Below are 15,729 nucleotides of genomic sequence, written 5' to 3' on the forward strand. Positions count from 1 at the left end.
CTTTGGTTAAAGCTTCATGGTGAGGTGATAATCGGGGGCGTAGGCCATGCGAACCCAAGTGATAGCGGCCTCGGGGCCGTGGGTGACGCGGTCGAGCACAAGTGTGGGTGTTTGGGGCGCGCAGCCGAGGGCTTCTGCAGCCTCCGCTTCAGCGGGCCGGGCGGAGTAATCAAGTGTGCCGTGGTTGAACGGCGCGTGGCGCAAAAGCCATTCGTTGGCGGAAACGCTCGCAAAGTCGGCCTCCCTGGCAGCGGGCACGCTTTGCGGATTGATAAAGCGGGTTTCAAAGGCAAAGGGGCGGGCATCGGCGAGATGCAGTGTTTCGACATAAATGAGCGGCGCGGCAACGGGCAGCGACATAGCCGCCGCGATATGGCTTGGCAGCGGGCGGCTGTCTTGCAGGATGCAGAGATGGGACGGGCTTGCCCCACGGGCGCGAATCTCTTCGGCGACCAGAGAGATATTGAGCTTGGCCGCGCGCTGGGGCAGCTCGGCGACACGGGTGCCGGCGCGGCGCTTGCGGATAAGCAGCCCCTCTTCAGCGAGGCTGCGCAGGGCGCGGTTGACCGTGGTGCGTGCGCAAGAAAGCTCGCGGGCGAACTCTTCTTCGGAGGGAATCAGCGCGCCGGGCGCCCATGCGCGCGACTGAATGCGGCGCAACGCTTCGGCGCGCACGTCTTCCCATCCTGAATATTCTTCGTTGCGCATGGCTTACCCTTGGTTTGCTTGGGTGAATTGATATGTATGCACAAATAAGAAGTAAAGAGGGTTTATCGGCGAGACTTGTGAAACCTGCAACATGAGGCTGTGGAAAAACTGAAAACTTCTTCTGTTTCAGAAGCTTGTCGCACAAAAGAAAACCTCCGCCTGAAGGGAAGCAGGCGGAGGTTGAAAGATATACTGCCTTGAGTTTAGTGCTTACTCTGCAGCGGAGCGCTTGGGGAGAACCCAATCGGGGCGGATGAAGTGACAAGTGTAACCATTTGGAATCCGTTCCAGATAGTCCTGATGCTCTGGCTCGGCTTCCCAAAAATCACCTGCGGGCTCAAGTTCTGTCACAATGCGCGCGGGCCAGAGGCCAGAGGCATTTACATCGGCGATGGTGTCTTCCGCGACGGCTTTTTGCGCCTCGTCCATGTAGTAGATCGCGGAGCGGTATGACATGCCGCGATCATTGCCTTGGCGGTTCTCCGTGGTCGGATCATGAATCTGAAAGAAGAACTCCAAGAGCTTGCGGTAGCTTATTTTTTCGGGGTTATACACAACCTCGATACCTTCGGCGTGGGTGCCGTGGTCACGGTAGGTGGCGTTGGGCACATCGCCGCCTGTGTAGCCGACACGGGTGCTGACCACGCCATCCATTTTGCGGATCAGGTCTTGCATGCCCCAGAAGCAGCCGCCTGCGAGAATTGCGGTTTCGGTTGTCATGATGCGTCCTCCACTTGGTTTAGGTAGGCTCCGTAGCCTTCGGCTTCCATTTCATCTTTGGGAACAAAGCGCAGGCTTGCGGAGTTGATGCAGTAGCGTAGCCCGCCCATTTCAGGCGGACCGTCCGGAAAGACATGGCCAAGGTGGCTGTCGCCATGGGCAGAGCGCACTTCGGTGCGGACCATGCCGTGTGTCATGTCGCGCAGCTCGTTCACGTAGGCTTCCTCGACGGGCTTGGAGAAGCTCGGCCAGCCACAGCCTGATTCGAACTTGGAGCTGGAGGCAAAGAGCGGCTCGCCCGAGACGATATCCACATAAAGGCCAGCCTCGAAGTGACTGTTGTATTTGCCCGTAAAGGGCCGCTCTGTGCCGCTCTCTTGAGTGACGAAACGCTCTTCATCGGTGAGGGCGGCGAGGGATTCTGGTGTTTTCTGGTAATTCATGGCGGAGGCTCCCTTAAAGTTCACGGGTAAAGGCAGAATGTGGGCATGTTGAAGCGATTTGCCAAGGGGGCAACGCTTTTGTGATGCTTGCTTTCAAGGGAGAAAGCTGTGGTACCCCGTAGGGGAGTCGAACCCCTCTTTTCAGGTTGAAAACCTGACGTCCTAACCGATAGACGAACGGGGCATACCCAGCCGTGAGGCGGTTTCTAGGGAAAGTGGCGCATCTGTGCAAGCCTAAATTTGCGCGGATTTTCACTTTTTTTTCCGTGAGGTGAAACGCGGGCGTCAGTGGGCGGGGGCGGCATCGTCAAGGCGCAGTTGAACACTGGTGCGCCCTTGCCATGTGTTGAGCTCAAGCCGCCCTGCGAGGTGAAAGCGTGCACCGCCGTGGTTCAAGAGTGTGGGGCCAAGCGCTGTGTCGAATGCGCCAAAGGCGATGGCTTCAAGGCGGGGGCCTGTGCCATCGGAGAAGGTGAGCTTGAGGTGGCCTGTCCCGATCTGTTTGGCGAAGTGGATGACGCAATCGGGAAAAGCAAAGCGCGGGCCGGCGGCGGAGGCACCGTAAGGGCCGGCGGCATCGAGTTGCTCGATGAGCTGTTGGGAGGCGGCCCCCGGCATGAGCGCGCCATCGAGTTTGAGATCGGAGGGGCCGAGCGCGCCTGCGCCTTGTTTGTCGAGCAGTTCGGAGAGACGGGCCATGGCGGGCTCAAGCTGTGCGCGCGAGAGCGAGAGGCCAGCGGCCATTTTGTGCCCGCCGCCCTTTTCGATGAGGCCGTCCATGGCGAGGCGCTGGATGGCTGCTCCAAGGTCGATCCCTGTGACAGAACGGCCGGAGCCTTTGCCCTCGTCGCCGTCAAAGCCGATGACGATTGCGGGGCGGTTTGTTGATTCTTTCAGGCGGGAGGCGACGATGCCGACCACACCTGCGTGCCAGCCCTCGCCTGCGGCCCAGACGAGGGGGGCCTCAAAGCCGCGCTCTTCGGCTTGGGTGAGGGCGGCGGCGCGCACTTCTTCTTCGATGCCGCGGCGCTCGGTGTTGAGCATGTCGAGCTTGTCGGCGAGCGCTTTTGCCTCGTGAGGGTCACGGCAGGAGAGCAGGCGCGCGCCAAGGTCGGCCTGCCCGATGCGGCCACCTGCGTTGATACGCGGGCCCAGGACGAAGCCGAGGTGATAGGCCTTTGGTGCGGTATCAAGGCGGCCCACATCGGAGAGTGCGACAAGGCCGGGGCGTGCGCGGCGCGACATGATCTTGAGGCCCTGCACGACAAAGGCGCGGTTGACGCCGATGAGCGGGGCGACATCGGCAACCGTGGCCAGCGCGACGAGATCGAGCATGGCGAGGAGATCAGGGGTTTTGCGACCTGCTTCGCGCAGGATGCGGCCTGCATCGACCAGTGTGAGAAAGACCACGGCGGCAGCGCAGAGATGGGCGAGATCGCCTGTTTCATCCTGCCTGTTGGGGTTGACCACGGCCAGCGCGGGCGGAAGGGTTTCGCCGCCAAGGTGATGATCAAGCACGATAATATCGGTTCCTGACGCCGCTGCGAGCGCCTCATGGCTCAAAGTGCCGCAATCCACGCAGATGATGAGGGAATGATCGCGCGCGAGCATTTCCATTGCGGGGGCGTTGGGGCCGTAGCCTTCATCAATACGGTCGGGGACATAGAGCGTTGCATCATGGCCGAGGGCGCGGAACCAGTCGAGCAGGAGGGCAGCGGATGTGCCGCCATCGACATCATAGTCGGCGAAGATGGCCACGCGCTCGCGTTTATCCAATGCTGTGACGATGCGGGCGGAGGCTTTTTCCATGTCTTTGAGAGACCGCGGGTCTGGCATGAGGTCGCGCAACTGGGGGGCGAGGAAACCTTCGGCCTCCTGCGCAGAGACACCGCGGCGGGCAAGCACCTGCGCCAGCGCGCGGGGCAGGTCTGTTTCTTGCACGATGAGCTCGCTTGCGCGCTCGAGCTCGACGGTTGGGCCAAGCCACTTGCGCCCTGTGAGGGAAGTTTCAACGCCTAGAAATGCCATGCTCTGCCTGCTTGCTATCTGTTGCCGCCAGTGTGGCGCAAAGCGCGCGTGCGTGCAATCAGACGTCCTCGATCCGCAAGGCCACGGGCTTGCCGACGACCACATCAAGCGCCTCGATAGCGGCCAGTGCGGCGAGCAGGTCGGGGTGGGCCGATTTATGCGTGACGATCAGCACGGGGGCCGAGGTGTCAGCGTGGCCGTATTGGCGCATACGGTCGATAGAGACACCTGCGTTGCCCAAAGCTGTGGCGATTTTGGCGAGTGCGCCGGGTTTGTCGACGAGCGAGATGCGCAGATAGTAAGGCGCGGGGGCCGAAGCATTGGCAGGGGTCGCGGCGACAAGCTCGGACGCGGGACGACCGAAAATATAGGGACGGATGCCGCGGGCGAGATCCATTACATCGCCCATCACAGCGCTGGCTGTGGGGCCTTCGCCCGCTCCGGGGCCGCGCAGCACGACTTGCTCGACTTGGTCGCCCTCAAGCACAACCATGTTTGTTCCGCCTTCGAGCTGCCCGAGGGGGGAGGTGTCAGGCACGAGGCAAGGGGTCATGCGTTGCTCAAGGCCACGGCCTGTCATCTGGGCCACGCCAAGGAGCTTGATGCGATAGCCCATATCGGCAGCTTGGGTGATATCTTCCAGTGTGATCTCGCCGATGCCCTGAAGCTGCACGCCGTCAAAGTTGACCTGCGTGCCAAAGGCGATGGAGGAGAGGATCGCGAGCTTGTGGCCAGCGTCGATGCCGCCGACATCAAGGTTTGGGTCGGCCTCAAGATAGCCAAGGGCGTTCGCCTCTTCGAAGAGTGCGTTGTAGCCTTGGCCTGTGGCTTGCATCCGCGTGAGGATATAGTTGCAAGTGCCGTTCATAACACCCATGACGCGGGTCATCTCGTTGCCTGCGAGGCCTTCGAGCAGCGTTTTGATGACGGGGATGCCGCCTGCGACGGCGGCCTCATAGCGGATGACGGCGCCTTTTGCTTCGGCTGCCAGAGCGAGCGCCTGACCGTGATGTGCGAGCAGGGCTTTGTTGGCTGTGACCACATCCTTGCCAAGGGCAAGTGCGGCTTCTGTTGCGGCTTTGGCCGGGCCTTCGGAGCCGCCCATCAGTTCGACGAAGACATCGACGTCCTCGCGTTTGGCGAGGGCGACGGGATCATCTTCCCATGCGTAGTCGGACAGGTTTACGCCACGGTCCTTGTCGCGCGAGCGGGCGGAGACGGCGACGATCTCGATCGGACGGCCTGCACGGGCGGCGAGAAGCTCTGACTTCTGACGGACGATCTTGACGACACCAGCGCCGACAGTTCCGAGGCCTGCGATGCCCAAACGGAGGGGGTTTGTCATGGGAATATCGCCTTTTACCTGTGTCAGATGTGTTGAATAGCGATTTAGCCGCTAACGCGCGGGCTTGCAACGTGGGTTGTTGGAAAGGGGAGGGGAAAGGCGGATTGGATATGGTTGTTGTTGTGGGCCTGGGGACGATGAGCGCTTTTCAGAGAAAGAATGCCCTAACTGTGGCGGCCCAGTCTCATATGTGGCAGCAGTTCTTTGCCGTGGTAACGAGTGGTTCAGTTGGAGACTGTGTCGCTGCTAGGCTCTGTGGCCAGCATTAGATCAAGCAACGACCCACCCTGACGTGAAGTATGCTGAATCTAAAGAAATTTTTAGCGCTTAATGAACCTTCAAACCCAAGCCGTGCAGCAGTTCGGTTGCTTGGGTTTTGGAGATGATCGCACCCTTAAAGCAGGTTGCGCTTGAGAACGTGAGCGCACCGAGGTCTGCCAGCCGCAGATCGGAGCCTTCGAAGCGGGCGGTTGCCAAATGGGCGCCTCCCAAGCGGCAGTTGTCAAAGCTTGTGTCGCGGAAATCGCATCCGGCAAGGTCGGCATCTGTGAAGTCGATGTTTTCCAGATGGTATTTCCTGAAGTTCATTTTGCGCAAGAATGCGCCGGAGAGAACGCAGCCTCTGAAAGCTATTCCCAAGCTCCGCGCGTCTTTGAAATCGGCTCCTGTTAGCTTGGAGTCGTGAAAAGTTGCGCTGGAAACATCTGCTCCTGTCCAGTTGCTGAGAGACAGGTTGCAGTCTTCAAAACACGCATCAGACAGGCGGGCATGGCTGAAATCGGCTTTGAGGGCTTTGCATTTGGAAAACACGCATTCTTCCATGAGGGCGCTGGCGAAAGAGCAGTCTTGGAAGCTGCAATTATCAAAGCGATACCGGGAAATATCCATGCCGTCAAAATGTAGAGACTTGAATTCATGAAATGAAAAATCGGCTCCTTTGAGGGAGGAAATGTCGCTGATGACCTGCACTTGAGTTTACTCGCCTGCTTCCACCGGCTCACTCACACCCGCCTGCATACGCGCCTTGTCGGCGCTGCTGACGATGCTGCCACGCAAGCGGTATGCACGGGCGCGTAAGGATGCGACGCGGCCTGTTAGCTCGGAGGCGCTTGTCTCGGTCAGGCGGGGAGCGGCTTGGGACGCTGTCAGCTCGGAAGTGGGCGCGAGGGCGGGGTAATCGGCCGCTTTCATCTCGCTTGTCACGGTTGCGTCAAGCTCGGGGAAGTCCGCGCAAGCGGTGAGTGTGAGGGCGAGAAAAAGGGCGATAGGCGCGCGCATGGGGGGCTCCTGAGGCGGTGTCGGGTTTTGTGATGCCCTAGAGGAGCGAAAAGCGCAAGCAAAGGGTTTGATTTGAACGGGTGTTCAGTTAAGTCTAGCTTATGGCACGCACTCAAGGATCACACTCTGATATCACGGGCCCGCGCATCCGCGCGGCTGCGCGCGCTTTGTTTGCGCGTCATGGCTATGCGGCCGTGTCGATGCGCCAGATTGCGGGTGAGGTGGGCGTGCAGGCGGGGGCTTTGTATAATTATACGAGCGACAAACAGAGCCTTCTGGCGGAGCTGATGCGCGAGCATATGGACGATTTGCTTGCCGCGCGCGCGGAAGTGAAGTCGGGCCAGCTTGCGCCTTTGGACGCGCTGGAAGGGTTCGTGCGCTTTCACATCGGGTTTCACATCGAGCGGCCCGACGAGGTTTTTATTGCCTATATGGAACTGCGTGCGCTGGAGCCTGCGAACTTTGCCGAGATCGAAGCCTTGCGGCGGCAATATGAAGACGAGCTTGAGGGCATTTTGCGGCGCGGGGCAGAGGCGGGTGTCTTCGAGATCGAGGATGCCAAGATTACCACACTGGCGGTGATTGCCATGCTCACTGGGGTGAACACCTGGTACCGCAAGGGCGGGCGGCTGAGCCTTGAGGAAGTTGAGGCGATTTACTGGGGCATGGTGCGCCGCGCTGTCGGGGCCTAGTCAGTAGCCGGCGGAACGATCAACCAGATGTAGAAGCGGCTCGCCTGCCTCATTGCGACGGATGTTTTCAGCCACCACTTCAGCACAGGTTTCGGCGCGGGTTTCGGCGGCCATGTGGGGCGTGACCGTCACGTTGGGATGCGCCCAGAAGGGGTGATTCTGCGGGAGCGGCTCGATGCGGAAGACATCAAGCGTGGCGTGGGCGATTTGGCCTGAGTCAAGCGCTTCGAGAAGCGCCTCATCGTCAATCAGCGGGCCGCGACCCGGGTTGATGATGAAGCTGCCGCGCGGCATGAGCGCAATGGTTTCGGCATTGAGGATGTTTTGCGTACCGGCTGTAGAGGGCAGAAGCAGGATGCAGATTTCGCCGTGGGCGAGGGCTTCTTTAAGCCCGTCATCGCCCGAGTAACAGGTGATGCGGTCGTGGGTTTTGGGCGAGCGTGACCAGCCTGCGACGTTGAAGCCGAGCTGCACCAGCGCTTCGGCGCAGGCCATGCCAAGCTCGCCGATTCCGAGGATTGTGACACCGCGATCACGCGAAAGCGGTGGTGAGGCGGGTTTCCATTCATGCGTGGGGTTCACGATCTGGGCGTCCATGCCAAGGTGATGGCGCAGGGTGTGGCCCGTGACCCATTCAAGCATGCCTTGCTGCAAGCCGAAATCAACCATGCGGGTGAGCGGAACCTTGAGCGTTTCGTTGCCTGTGATCTTCTCGACTCCGGCCCAGAGATTGAGCACGGCTTTTAGGCGGGTGAAGGGGGTGAAATCTTTCACATCGGAGTTGGGGGCATAGATGATGTAATCCACCTCTTCGGGTGGGATATCGAGCGCAAGGTGCACATCGAGCCCCGCCGCTTTGAAGGCCTCCGGCAAGACATCTTTGTATTGGTCCCAGCGTTCGGAGCGGGCGGCGAAGAGTGCATTGACTGTCATTGGAACCTCAAGATTTAGCGGGGTTTGTGGACGTGTGCGCTTTGCACGAGGCCGAAGGCGACCATGAGAACCAGCATCGCAGAGCCGCCGTAAGACACAAGCGGCAGTGGCACGCCGACGACGGGGATGAGGCCCATGACCATGGCCATGTTGACCGAGAAGAACAGGAAGAACGCCATTGCGATTCCGAGGGTGAGCAGGGAGCCGTAGCGGTTTGCGTTGTTCATGGCCGAGACAATGCAGAAGATGACGATGAGCGCATAGAGCACCAGAAGGGTGATGGCGCCGATGAAGCCGAACTCTTCAGACAGGGTTGTGAAGATAAAGTCGGTGTGTTTTTCGGGCAAAAAGTTGAGCCGGCTTTGCGTGCCTTGCATGAAGCCGCGCCCTGTCCAGCCGCCCGAGCCGAGGGCGATTTTGGATTGGGTGATGTGATAGCCCGCATTGAGCGGATCGGCGGAGGGATCAAGGAAGGTGTCGATGCGTCTGTATTGGTAATCCTTGAGCATCTGCCAGCTTGTGCCACGCGATTGGAAGACCGCCGCGACAAGCCCGACGCCCGCAGCGATGACGGCGGCGAAATAGGCCCAGTGCACGCCTGCCATGAACATTAGCGCGCCCCCGCCTGTGAGCAGCAGAATGGCTGTGCCAAGATCGGGCTGGGAGAGCACGAGCACTGTTGGCAAGAGGATAAGCGCCACGGGGATGGCCACCCAGACGGGATGCGAGATTTTCTTCAGCGGCAGCCAGTCGTAATAGGCGGCGAGCAGCATCACCAGCGTGATTTTCATGAGCTCGGAGGGCTGTAGACGCATGAAGCCAAGGTTGATCCAGCGCTGTGCGCCCATGCCCACCTCGCCGAAGAACTCGACGGACAGGAGCAGAATGAGCGAGATGCCATAGGCCACGGCAGAGATGTTGCGCCAGAACCAAATCGGAACCATGGCCACGAAGATCATGGCGAAGAAGCCGAGGCCGAAGCGCTTCATCTGGGGTTCGGCCCAACGGCTCAAATTGCCGTTTGCAACGGAGTAGAGCATGAGAAAGCCGATCGAGGCGACGGCGATCAGAAGCAGGGCCAGTGGCCAGTTGAGATAGAGCAGTTTGCGCGGCCCTGTCGGGACGTATTTGGCATTATACTCAAGATAACTCATGCGCGCTCGGGCTCCTCGCCTGAAACGGGCGGGCGCATTTCGCGCAGTTTGCGCTGTTGGGCTTTGATGCGGCCATGATCACGGGTGGGGTATTCGCTGAGGGGCGGATCATCGCCATAGAGCGCTTGCAAGGTTATGTCGCGCGCGATGGGGGCGGCTGTGGAGGAGCCTCCGCAGCCGTGCTCGACCACCACAGACACTGCGATGCGCGGGTTATCGTAGGGCGCGAAGTTGACGAAAAGCGCGTGATCGCGCTGGCGCCATGGCACTTCATCACATTTTACGCGGCGGCTGATAACCTGACTTGTGCCAGTTTTACCTGCCATCTGGTGCTCTTTGGACAGGATGCGGCTGCCCCGCGCCGTGCCCCGACTGTGATTGATGACCTCATACATGCCGCGTCTGATCTGGCGGAGGTGATTTTCGTTGAGCCCCATTGGGGCGCCTGCGCCGCTGGGCTGCTCGACACCGTCGATTGTCTTGATCAGGCGCGGCGTGACTTCGCGGCCCGTGGCGAGGCGGGCTGTCATCACCGCGAGTTGCAGGGGCGAGGCGAGCACAAAGCCCTGACCGATGGAGGCGTTGACAGAATCGCCGATGACCCAATCTTCGCCTTTGACTTCGCGCTTCCATTCTTTGGTGGGCGCGAGGCCCTGGGCGACGGCTGACATGGGAATATCATGGCGCTCGCCGATGCCGAGGCGGCGGGCCATTTCGGAGATTTTTTCAATGCCTGTTTCGAGGGCGAGTTCATAAAAGTAGACATCGCAGCTTTCGCGCAGGGCTTGCACGAGGCTCACGTTGCCATGGCCCGAGCGCTTCCAGCAGCCGAATTTCTGGCTGTAGACCTCAAGGTGGCCTTTGCAGCGGAAGCTGTCTTCTGCGGTGACAATACCGGCTTCGAGCGCGGCCAGAGCGGTGACCATCTTGAAGGTGGAGCCGGGCGGGTATGTCCCTTGCACCGATTTTGACACCAGCGGGCGGTGATCATCCTCAATGAGGCCGTTGTAATCGGATACGGAGATGCCGTTTACAAACAGGTTGGGATCAAATGCGGGCGAAGAACCGATGGCGAGCAGATCACCGCTTTCGCAATCAATTACCACGGCGGCGGCACTTTCGGAGCCGAGGCGCGCCTGCACGTAGTTTTGCAGCATGTGATCAATGGTGAGCTGGATGTCGGCACCGGGCTTGCCCTCTTTGCGGCCAAGCTCGCGCACCTCGCGGCCAGAGGCATTGACCTCAAGGCGCATGGTTCCGGCGCTGCCGCGCAACTCTTCTTCTTCGCGCGCTTCAAGCCCGGTCTTGCCGATCTGGAAGCGTGGCAGGTTGAGCAGCGGATCGGGGTTTTCGATGCGCGAGAGATCGTAATCGGAGACGGGGCCGACATAGCCGATGACATGGGTGAAATCGGGGCCAAGCGGGTAGTGCCGCGAAAGGGCGACCTGTGGCTCTATCCCCGGCAGGGCGGGCGCGTTGGCCGCGACGCGGGTGAGTTCTTCCCACGTGATTTTCTCGGCAATCGTCACTTGTGTGTCACCACGGCGCTTTTCAAGCTCGAGGCGGGCCTCGGCGACCAGCGCAGGATCAAGCGTGATCAACTGGCCGAGGCGGGCGATTGTCTCTTCGATATCATCGGTGTCTTCGCGGGTTATGGTGACGCGGTAGCTTTGCACGTTTTGCGCCAACGGGCGGCCTGTGCGATCAAATACCTGCCCGCGGGCGGGGGGAATAAGGCTGATCTTGATGCGGTTTTCTTCGGCGAGAAAGCGGAACTGATCGCTTTCCTGCACCTGAAGATAATGCATCCGCGCGCCGAGCACGCCGATAAGCCCCGCCTGAAGCCCGCCGACAAGCAGGGTGCGGCGGCTGACGATGGCCTGACTGGTGAGTTTTTCATTGTTGCTTTTGCGCATGACCTATCCTCAGAGCCGCTGGCCGAGGGCGTTGACCTCGCCGAGCGTTGGCTTCCTGAGACCAAAGAATAACCAAGAAACGCCGATGACAACAGGGTAGCACAAAATTGTGAGCGAAATCTGGATGAGCGCGGTTTTGAGCGCGAGCGCTTCGACCAGCAAAACCACCAATATGAGGCGGTAGGTCAGAATGACGCCTATGATGCTGACGGAGGCTGTGAACCACTCCACCGAGAAGGGCATATCGCGCAGCCGCGCGGCGCGGGACTTGAGCATCTGGATTGCGATGAGCGCAATGGCGGCAAACAGGCCCGGCGGACGACTCAGCATGATGTCGGCAAAGAGCATGACCAGTGCAATGAGAACGGCCGGGACAAAATCGGGGCGCCGGAGCGCCCAGCAGATGCCGAGGGCGAGGATAATGTCAGGTGCGGCGAAAGTGCCCGGCGTTGTCTGGAGCGGCAAGAGGTGAAAAAACATCACAATAAAGCTGAGCGCGACGAACATGATGCGCATGAACCATAGACGGCTGATGGTGTTTTCAGTCATTGGCGGCGGCTTCGGCTTCTGGTGGGGGGGCTGGTTCTGTTGCAGGGGCTGCGCCGCCTTCGGGGAGGACCAGGCGGCCCGGATCGGCGATGCGCTCGGTTCCGTAGTTGCGCAGAACGCGCAGGAATTCGAGGCGCTCGTAATCGGCGGCGAGGCGCACGCGCATACGCCCGCCCGGGTCAACCGCGACATTGCCGATGAGCACACCATCGGGGAAGACATCGCCATCGCCCGAACTGATCACGCGGTCGCCCGGGCGGATGAGATCCCGGTTTTCGACAAAATCCACGGGGGGGGCGAGGGTGTTATCGCCGATGATGAGGCCGCTCTGGCCCGAGGGCTGGATTGTGACCGGCACGCGCGAGGCGACATCGGTGAGCAGGAGCACACGCGAGGAGCGTTCGCCCACCCCCGAGATACGCCCGACAAGGCCGATGCCGTCCATCGCGGCCCAGCCATCAAGGATGCCATCGCGCGCGCCGACGTTGAGCAGCACGGACTGGCGATAGGGCGAGCCACTGTCGGCCAGCACGATCCCTGTGATCGAAGTGAGGCGCGGATCGAGGCGGACATTGTTCAGATCGAGCAGGCGGGCGTTTTCCTGCTCTAGCTGGAGTGCAGCTTCCTTCCAGCTGTTCATTTGCTGGAGTTCGCGGCGAAGCTCTTGATTTTGGTTGTAGATTTTCTGGTAACTCTGGAAATCCTTGACCAGATTGGCGGCCCCTGTGACAGGGGCAAAGGCCCAGTCGAAGTTGGGCACAACGCGGTCTATCACCGCGATGCGGAAGCGCTCGACCCTTGGGCTGTCGATCCGCCAAAGAATAAAGACGCCAACTAGCAAAAGGACCAGAACAATCAGAACCAGCCGCTTGAGCGGGCCTGCGAAATCATCGGATCTGAGCGGTTCTTGTGCCAATAGGGGCCTTTCGGAACAAGGCGTGTCACAGTGAAAAGGACGGGTGCTTTAGCTGTCGTAGTCGATAGCGTGGGCCAGTTGCTTCTCGAACTCAAGCGCTTTGCCGGTGCCGAGGGCCACACAGTTGAGGCTTTCATCGGCAATCGAGACGCTGAGGCCGGTTTGCTCGCGCAGGGCCAGATCAAGATCGCCCAAAAGCGCGCCGCCGCCTGTGAGCATGACGCCACGATCCACGATATCGGCTGACAGGTCTGGTGGGGTGGTTTCCAGTGCGGTCATCACGGCCTCGCAGATCTGTTGAACTGGCTCGGAGAGCGCCTCGGCGATCTGGGCCTGACTGATTTCGGTTTCTTTTGGGACACCTGTGAGCAGGTCGCGGCCACGCACCTGAATGGAGGTGCCGCGGCCATCGTCGGGCATGCGCGCTGTGCCGATGGTTGTTTTGATGCGCTCGGCGGTGCTTTCGCCCACGAGCAGGTTTTGCTGGCGGCGCAGGTAGCTGATGATGGCTTCATCCATACGGTCACCGCCGACGCGCACGGAACGGGCGTAGACGATATCGCCAAGCGAGAGCACGGCGACCTCTGTTGTCCCGCCGCCGATATCGACAACCATATTGCCTGTCGGGTCGGTGATGGGCATGCCTGCGCCGATGGCTGCGGCGATCGGCTCGGCAATCAGTCCGCAGCGGCGCGCGCCTGCGCCCAGAACAGACTGGCGGATCGCGCGTTTTTCAACGGGAGTTGCGCCGTGGGGCACACAAACAATGACTTTGGGCTTGGAGAAGGTCGAGCGCTTGAGCACCTTGCGGATGAAGTGCTTGATCATCTCTTCGGCCACATCAAAATCGGCAATCACACCTTCACGCATCGGGCGGATCGCCTCGATTGTGCCGGGGGTGCGCCCGAGCATGAGCTTGGCGTCTTCACCCACAGCCAGCACGCGTTTCACACCGTCTTTGACATGATAGGCGACAACAGACGGTTCGTTAAGAATGATTCCGCGGCCTTTCACGTAAACAAGTGTGTTTGCGGTTCCGAGGTCGATCGCCATATCGGACGCAAAAAGACCAGGCAATTTATCAAAGATCGACATAGGCGTGTGAACCTCAAGTAAACGTTTATTGGCGCGACGAGTCGCGGGGGCTGCGGGTGTTCGAGTGTGTATAGGCCTGTCGCTCCAATGACGAAAGGGGGAAACGGGGCGCAAGGCTTTCAATCGGGTCTGCATTTGCGGGATTTGCGGGAAATGGCATTGATCCGCCTGTCTGGAACCTCTGTGTCGTTTCAGTGCGACTGTTTTGCAAGCGCCTGCGGGGATGACGCGTGCGCGCGCGGAATTACGCTGGTATCCGCGCGCAAAATCGCTCAATCTCGGGGAAATATGGGGTTTGTGCTCGGGTTGTTCTGGCCCGTATCGGGCCGTTTCATTCTTGAGGAGACTATTGATGAGAAAATCTGTTTTGGCCTGCGGTCTGGTTGCGATGACACTTTCAGGCTGTATGGCCGTTGAGGGCACATCATCTGCAGGGCTGTTGACCACGGTTCCCGAAGAGGTTCTGGCGATTGCCGGACCGAACCAGAACCTTGCCGCCATCCGGGTGAACCCTGTGGACGGCTGCTTTGAGTATCAGCATGTCGGTCCTGTCGAGACGACATTCCTGCCGCTGCGCACCGCCAAGGGCAATCCGATCTGCACCAAGCCCGCGGCGACTTGAGGCCGGTTTGCAAGACCTGTTGTGACGGCGCGGAAGAAACAGTTTTTTGAACGAAACAGGGAGGGCCTGCGGTGAAACGGCTTAAGCTCATGTTTTCGCATTTCAGCGTGGTGTCCATGGGCCTTGTGGCTTTGCTCGGGCTTGTGATCATGATTGTCCATGCGCCTGGGTGGGCCTGGTTGTTGGTCCCCTTTGGTGTGCTGGCGCAAATGCTGAACGAGTATAACCTGCACAGGTTTGTCTTCCACTTGCCGCCGCCGAAGCAACAGTGGGCCTTCAACCTTCTTTATCAAGTCCATTACGGACATCACGATTTTCCGACCAACCACGGGTTGTTCTTTGTTCCGCCTTGGGTTGCCTTGCCTGTGCTTGGCTTCAATTTTGCCGCTGTATGGGCGATTGCGGCTCTTGTGGGGCTGCCGGCTGCTTTTGATATTGCCGTTGCTATTGTTCTTGTGGGCGGCGTGTTGACGTTCATGGCCTACGAGTGGTTTCACATGACCGCGCATTTGCCTGTGGCGAAAACCCGTGTCGAGCGCCATGTCACGACGCTGCACAACCAGCACCACTTTCGTGATTTCTCGAAGTGGTTTCATGTCTCGCCCGGGGGCGAGGTAATTGACCGTGCGATGCACACGGCGATTGACCGGGACGATTTGAAGAACAAGCAGCGGGCCGAGTTTATCCGCACGCTGGGAATGCGGCCTGATGACGGGCGGCTTGTGCGGGCGCGGGCGCGGTTTGCGGGGAAATACGGGCTGACGGAGGATGAGATCGCCCGCGCGGCGCGGGCTTGAGGATGTGCGAAGGGCAAGACAAGGCAATGACCGACGGTTCCTTGTCAAAGCCAACGAATGGGGGCTTATAAAAGAAGGTCGCTCAAACCCAACTGCGCCCCGATCACCCCGATTGCAATTCCGGCGGGCAGACTCATCAGAAGCGCGAAGGGTTTACGCTTTTTTGCGAGGGTTTTGGACGAAGGTTTGACCCCGCTCGGGAAGACCCGATCAATCAGGCTGTCAAGCAAGACAACGCAAAGAAAAGCACCCCCGAACAAAACCGGAATGATGGTGATCAAGGGCCAGGACGCGGTGCCCGCCAAATCTGCCATGCTGTCGGCCGCCAATCCGAGAAAAACGCCCACCGCGAGAATTGCAGCCCCGTTGAACCAGTCACCCGCCTGCATTTTGCGTCGGCTGCTCATATGTTCGTGCCCCACACCACCAATAATCAGAGACTAGACAACACTCTTGATCCGCGCTTGGCAAGTGTCTTGTCTGGCCTAGAACGCCTGCCGATGTGCTTTGCGGAGAAATTACCTTTTGGTTTC

Annotated in this window: 18 protein-coding genes and 1 tRNA gene; 4 read left to right on the forward strand and 15 right to left on the reverse strand. The window is 59.8% G+C overall.

Going from position 1 to position 15,729, the window contains the following annotated elements:
• Positions 1-6: 6 nt before the first annotated feature.
• From OE750_RS15215 to OE750_RS15245, 7 genes are all read right to left on the reverse strand, one after another.
• Entirely contained in the window at positions 7-708 is a 702-nt protein-coding gene (locus OE750_RS15215) for a GntR family transcriptional regulator (protein WP_263765165.1), read from the reverse strand.
• Between the two features lie 210 nt (positions 709-918).
• Complete coding sequence (msrA, locus tag OE750_RS15220; RefSeq protein ID WP_263765166.1) at positions 919-1,428, reverse strand: peptide-methionine (S)-S-oxide reductase MsrA; 510 nt, start codon at positions 1,426-1,428, stop codon at positions 919-921.
• Positions 1,425-1,871, reverse strand: a complete 447-nt coding sequence (msrB, locus tag OE750_RS15225) for a peptide-methionine (R)-S-oxide reductase MsrB (protein WP_263765167.1) — start codon at positions 1,869-1,871, stop codon at positions 1,425-1,427. Before msrB ends, msrA begins: the two co-directional genes overlap by 4 nt.
• A 109-nt stretch (positions 1,872-1,980) precedes the next feature.
• A tRNA-Glu gene (locus OE750_RS15230) sits at positions 1,981-2,055 on the reverse strand.
• 101 nt (positions 2,056-2,156) lie between these two features.
• Complete coding sequence (gene recJ / locus OE750_RS15235; protein ID WP_263765168.1) at positions 2,157-3,899, reverse strand: single-stranded-DNA-specific exonuclease RecJ; 1,743 nt, start codon at positions 3,897-3,899, stop codon at positions 2,157-2,159.
• Between the two features lie 58 nt (positions 3,900-3,957).
• Positions 3,958-5,244 (reverse strand): homoserine dehydrogenase, encoded by a 1,287-nt coding sequence (locus OE750_RS15240; protein WP_263765169.1) that lies wholly within the window; start codon positions 5,242-5,244, stop codon positions 3,958-3,960.
• A gap of 327 nt (positions 5,245-5,571) precedes the next feature.
• Entirely contained in the window at positions 5,572-6,066 is a 495-nt protein-coding gene (locus OE750_RS15245; RefSeq protein WP_263765208.1) for a pentapeptide repeat-containing protein, read from the reverse strand.
• On the opposite strand from OE750_RS15245, the gene OE750_RS15250 reads away from it, so the two are divergent.
• A complete protein-coding gene (locus OE750_RS15250; protein WP_263765211.1) occupies positions 6,013-6,147 on the forward strand; it encodes a hypothetical protein in 135 nt (44 codons plus the stop codon). The two genes, OE750_RS15245 and OE750_RS15250, sit on opposite strands and share 54 nt — an antisense overlap.
• 72 nt (positions 6,148-6,219) lie before the next feature.
• On the opposite strand, the gene OE750_RS15255 is transcribed toward OE750_RS15250, so the two are convergent.
• A complete protein-coding gene (locus OE750_RS15255) occupies positions 6,220-6,522 on the reverse strand; it encodes a hypothetical protein (RefSeq protein ID WP_263765170.1) in 303 nt (100 codons plus the stop codon).
• A 101-nt stretch (positions 6,523-6,623) separates the two neighbouring features.
• Between OE750_RS15255 and OE750_RS15260 the strand changes: the two genes are divergently transcribed.
• On the forward strand, positions 6,624-7,214 hold the full coding sequence (locus tag OE750_RS15260) for a TetR/AcrR family transcriptional regulator (protein WP_263765171.1): 591 nt from the start codon (positions 6,624-6,626) through the stop codon (positions 7,212-7,214).
• Here the strand turns inward: OE750_RS15260 and OE750_RS15265 are convergent, their stop codons facing one another.
• The 6 genes from OE750_RS15265 to OE750_RS15290 are packed head-to-tail and all read right to left on the reverse strand — an operon-like array spanning position 7,215 to position 13,777.
• Positions 7,215-8,147 carry a 2-hydroxyacid dehydrogenase gene (locus tag OE750_RS15265; RefSeq protein WP_263765172.1) on the reverse strand — a complete coding sequence of 311 codons (933 nt, stop codon included), beginning with the start codon at positions 8,145-8,147 and terminating at the stop codon, positions 7,215-7,217.
• Between the two features lie 14 nt (positions 8,148-8,161).
• Complete coding sequence (gene rodA / locus OE750_RS15270) at positions 8,162-9,301, reverse strand: rod shape-determining protein RodA (protein ID WP_263765173.1); 1,140 nt, start codon at positions 9,299-9,301, stop codon at positions 8,162-8,164.
• Entirely contained in the window at positions 9,298-11,217 is a 1,920-nt protein-coding gene (gene mrdA / locus OE750_RS15275; protein ID WP_263765174.1) for a penicillin-binding protein 2, read from the reverse strand. Before mrdA ends, rodA begins: the two co-directional genes overlap by 4 nt.
• 9 nt (positions 11,218-11,226) lie before the next feature.
• Entirely contained in the window at positions 11,227-11,766 is a 540-nt protein-coding gene (locus tag OE750_RS15280; protein WP_263765175.1) for a rod shape-determining protein MreD, read from the reverse strand.
• Positions 11,759-12,682: a rod shape-determining protein MreC gene (gene mreC, locus OE750_RS15285; RefSeq protein WP_263765176.1), complete on the reverse strand. Its 924-nt coding sequence runs from the start codon at positions 12,680-12,682 to the stop codon at positions 11,759-11,761. The genes OE750_RS15280 and mreC overlap by 8 nt, the downstream gene beginning before the upstream one ends.
• Before the next feature lie 48 nt (positions 12,683-12,730).
• Positions 12,731-13,777: a rod shape-determining protein gene (locus OE750_RS15290; RefSeq protein WP_263765177.1), complete on the reverse strand. Its 1,047-nt coding sequence runs from the start codon at positions 13,775-13,777 to the stop codon at positions 12,731-12,733.
• Between the two features lie 352 nt (positions 13,778-14,129).
• Between OE750_RS15290 and OE750_RS15295 the strand changes: the two genes are divergently transcribed.
• On the forward strand, positions 14,130-14,399 hold the full coding sequence (locus tag OE750_RS15295; RefSeq protein WP_263765178.1) for a hypothetical protein: 270 nt from the start codon (positions 14,130-14,132) through the stop codon (positions 14,397-14,399).
• Positions 14,400-14,470: 71 nt separating this feature from the next.
• Positions 14,471-15,196: a sterol desaturase family protein gene (locus OE750_RS15300; protein ID WP_263765179.1), complete on the forward strand. Its 726-nt coding sequence runs from the start codon at positions 14,471-14,473 to the stop codon at positions 15,194-15,196.
• Between the two features lie 65 nt (positions 15,197-15,261).
• Here the strand turns inward: OE750_RS15300 and OE750_RS15305 are convergent, their stop codons facing one another.
• Positions 15,262-15,603 (reverse strand): hypothetical protein, encoded by a 342-nt coding sequence (locus tag OE750_RS15305; RefSeq protein ID WP_263765180.1) that lies wholly within the window; start codon positions 15,601-15,603, stop codon positions 15,262-15,264.
• Between the last annotated feature and the right edge of the window lie 126 nt (positions 15,604-15,729).

This window comes from Lentibacter sp. XHP0401 (assembly GCF_025751535.1).
Taxonomy (GTDB): domain Bacteria; phylum Pseudomonadota; class Alphaproteobacteria; order Rhodobacterales; family Rhodobacteraceae; genus Lentibacter.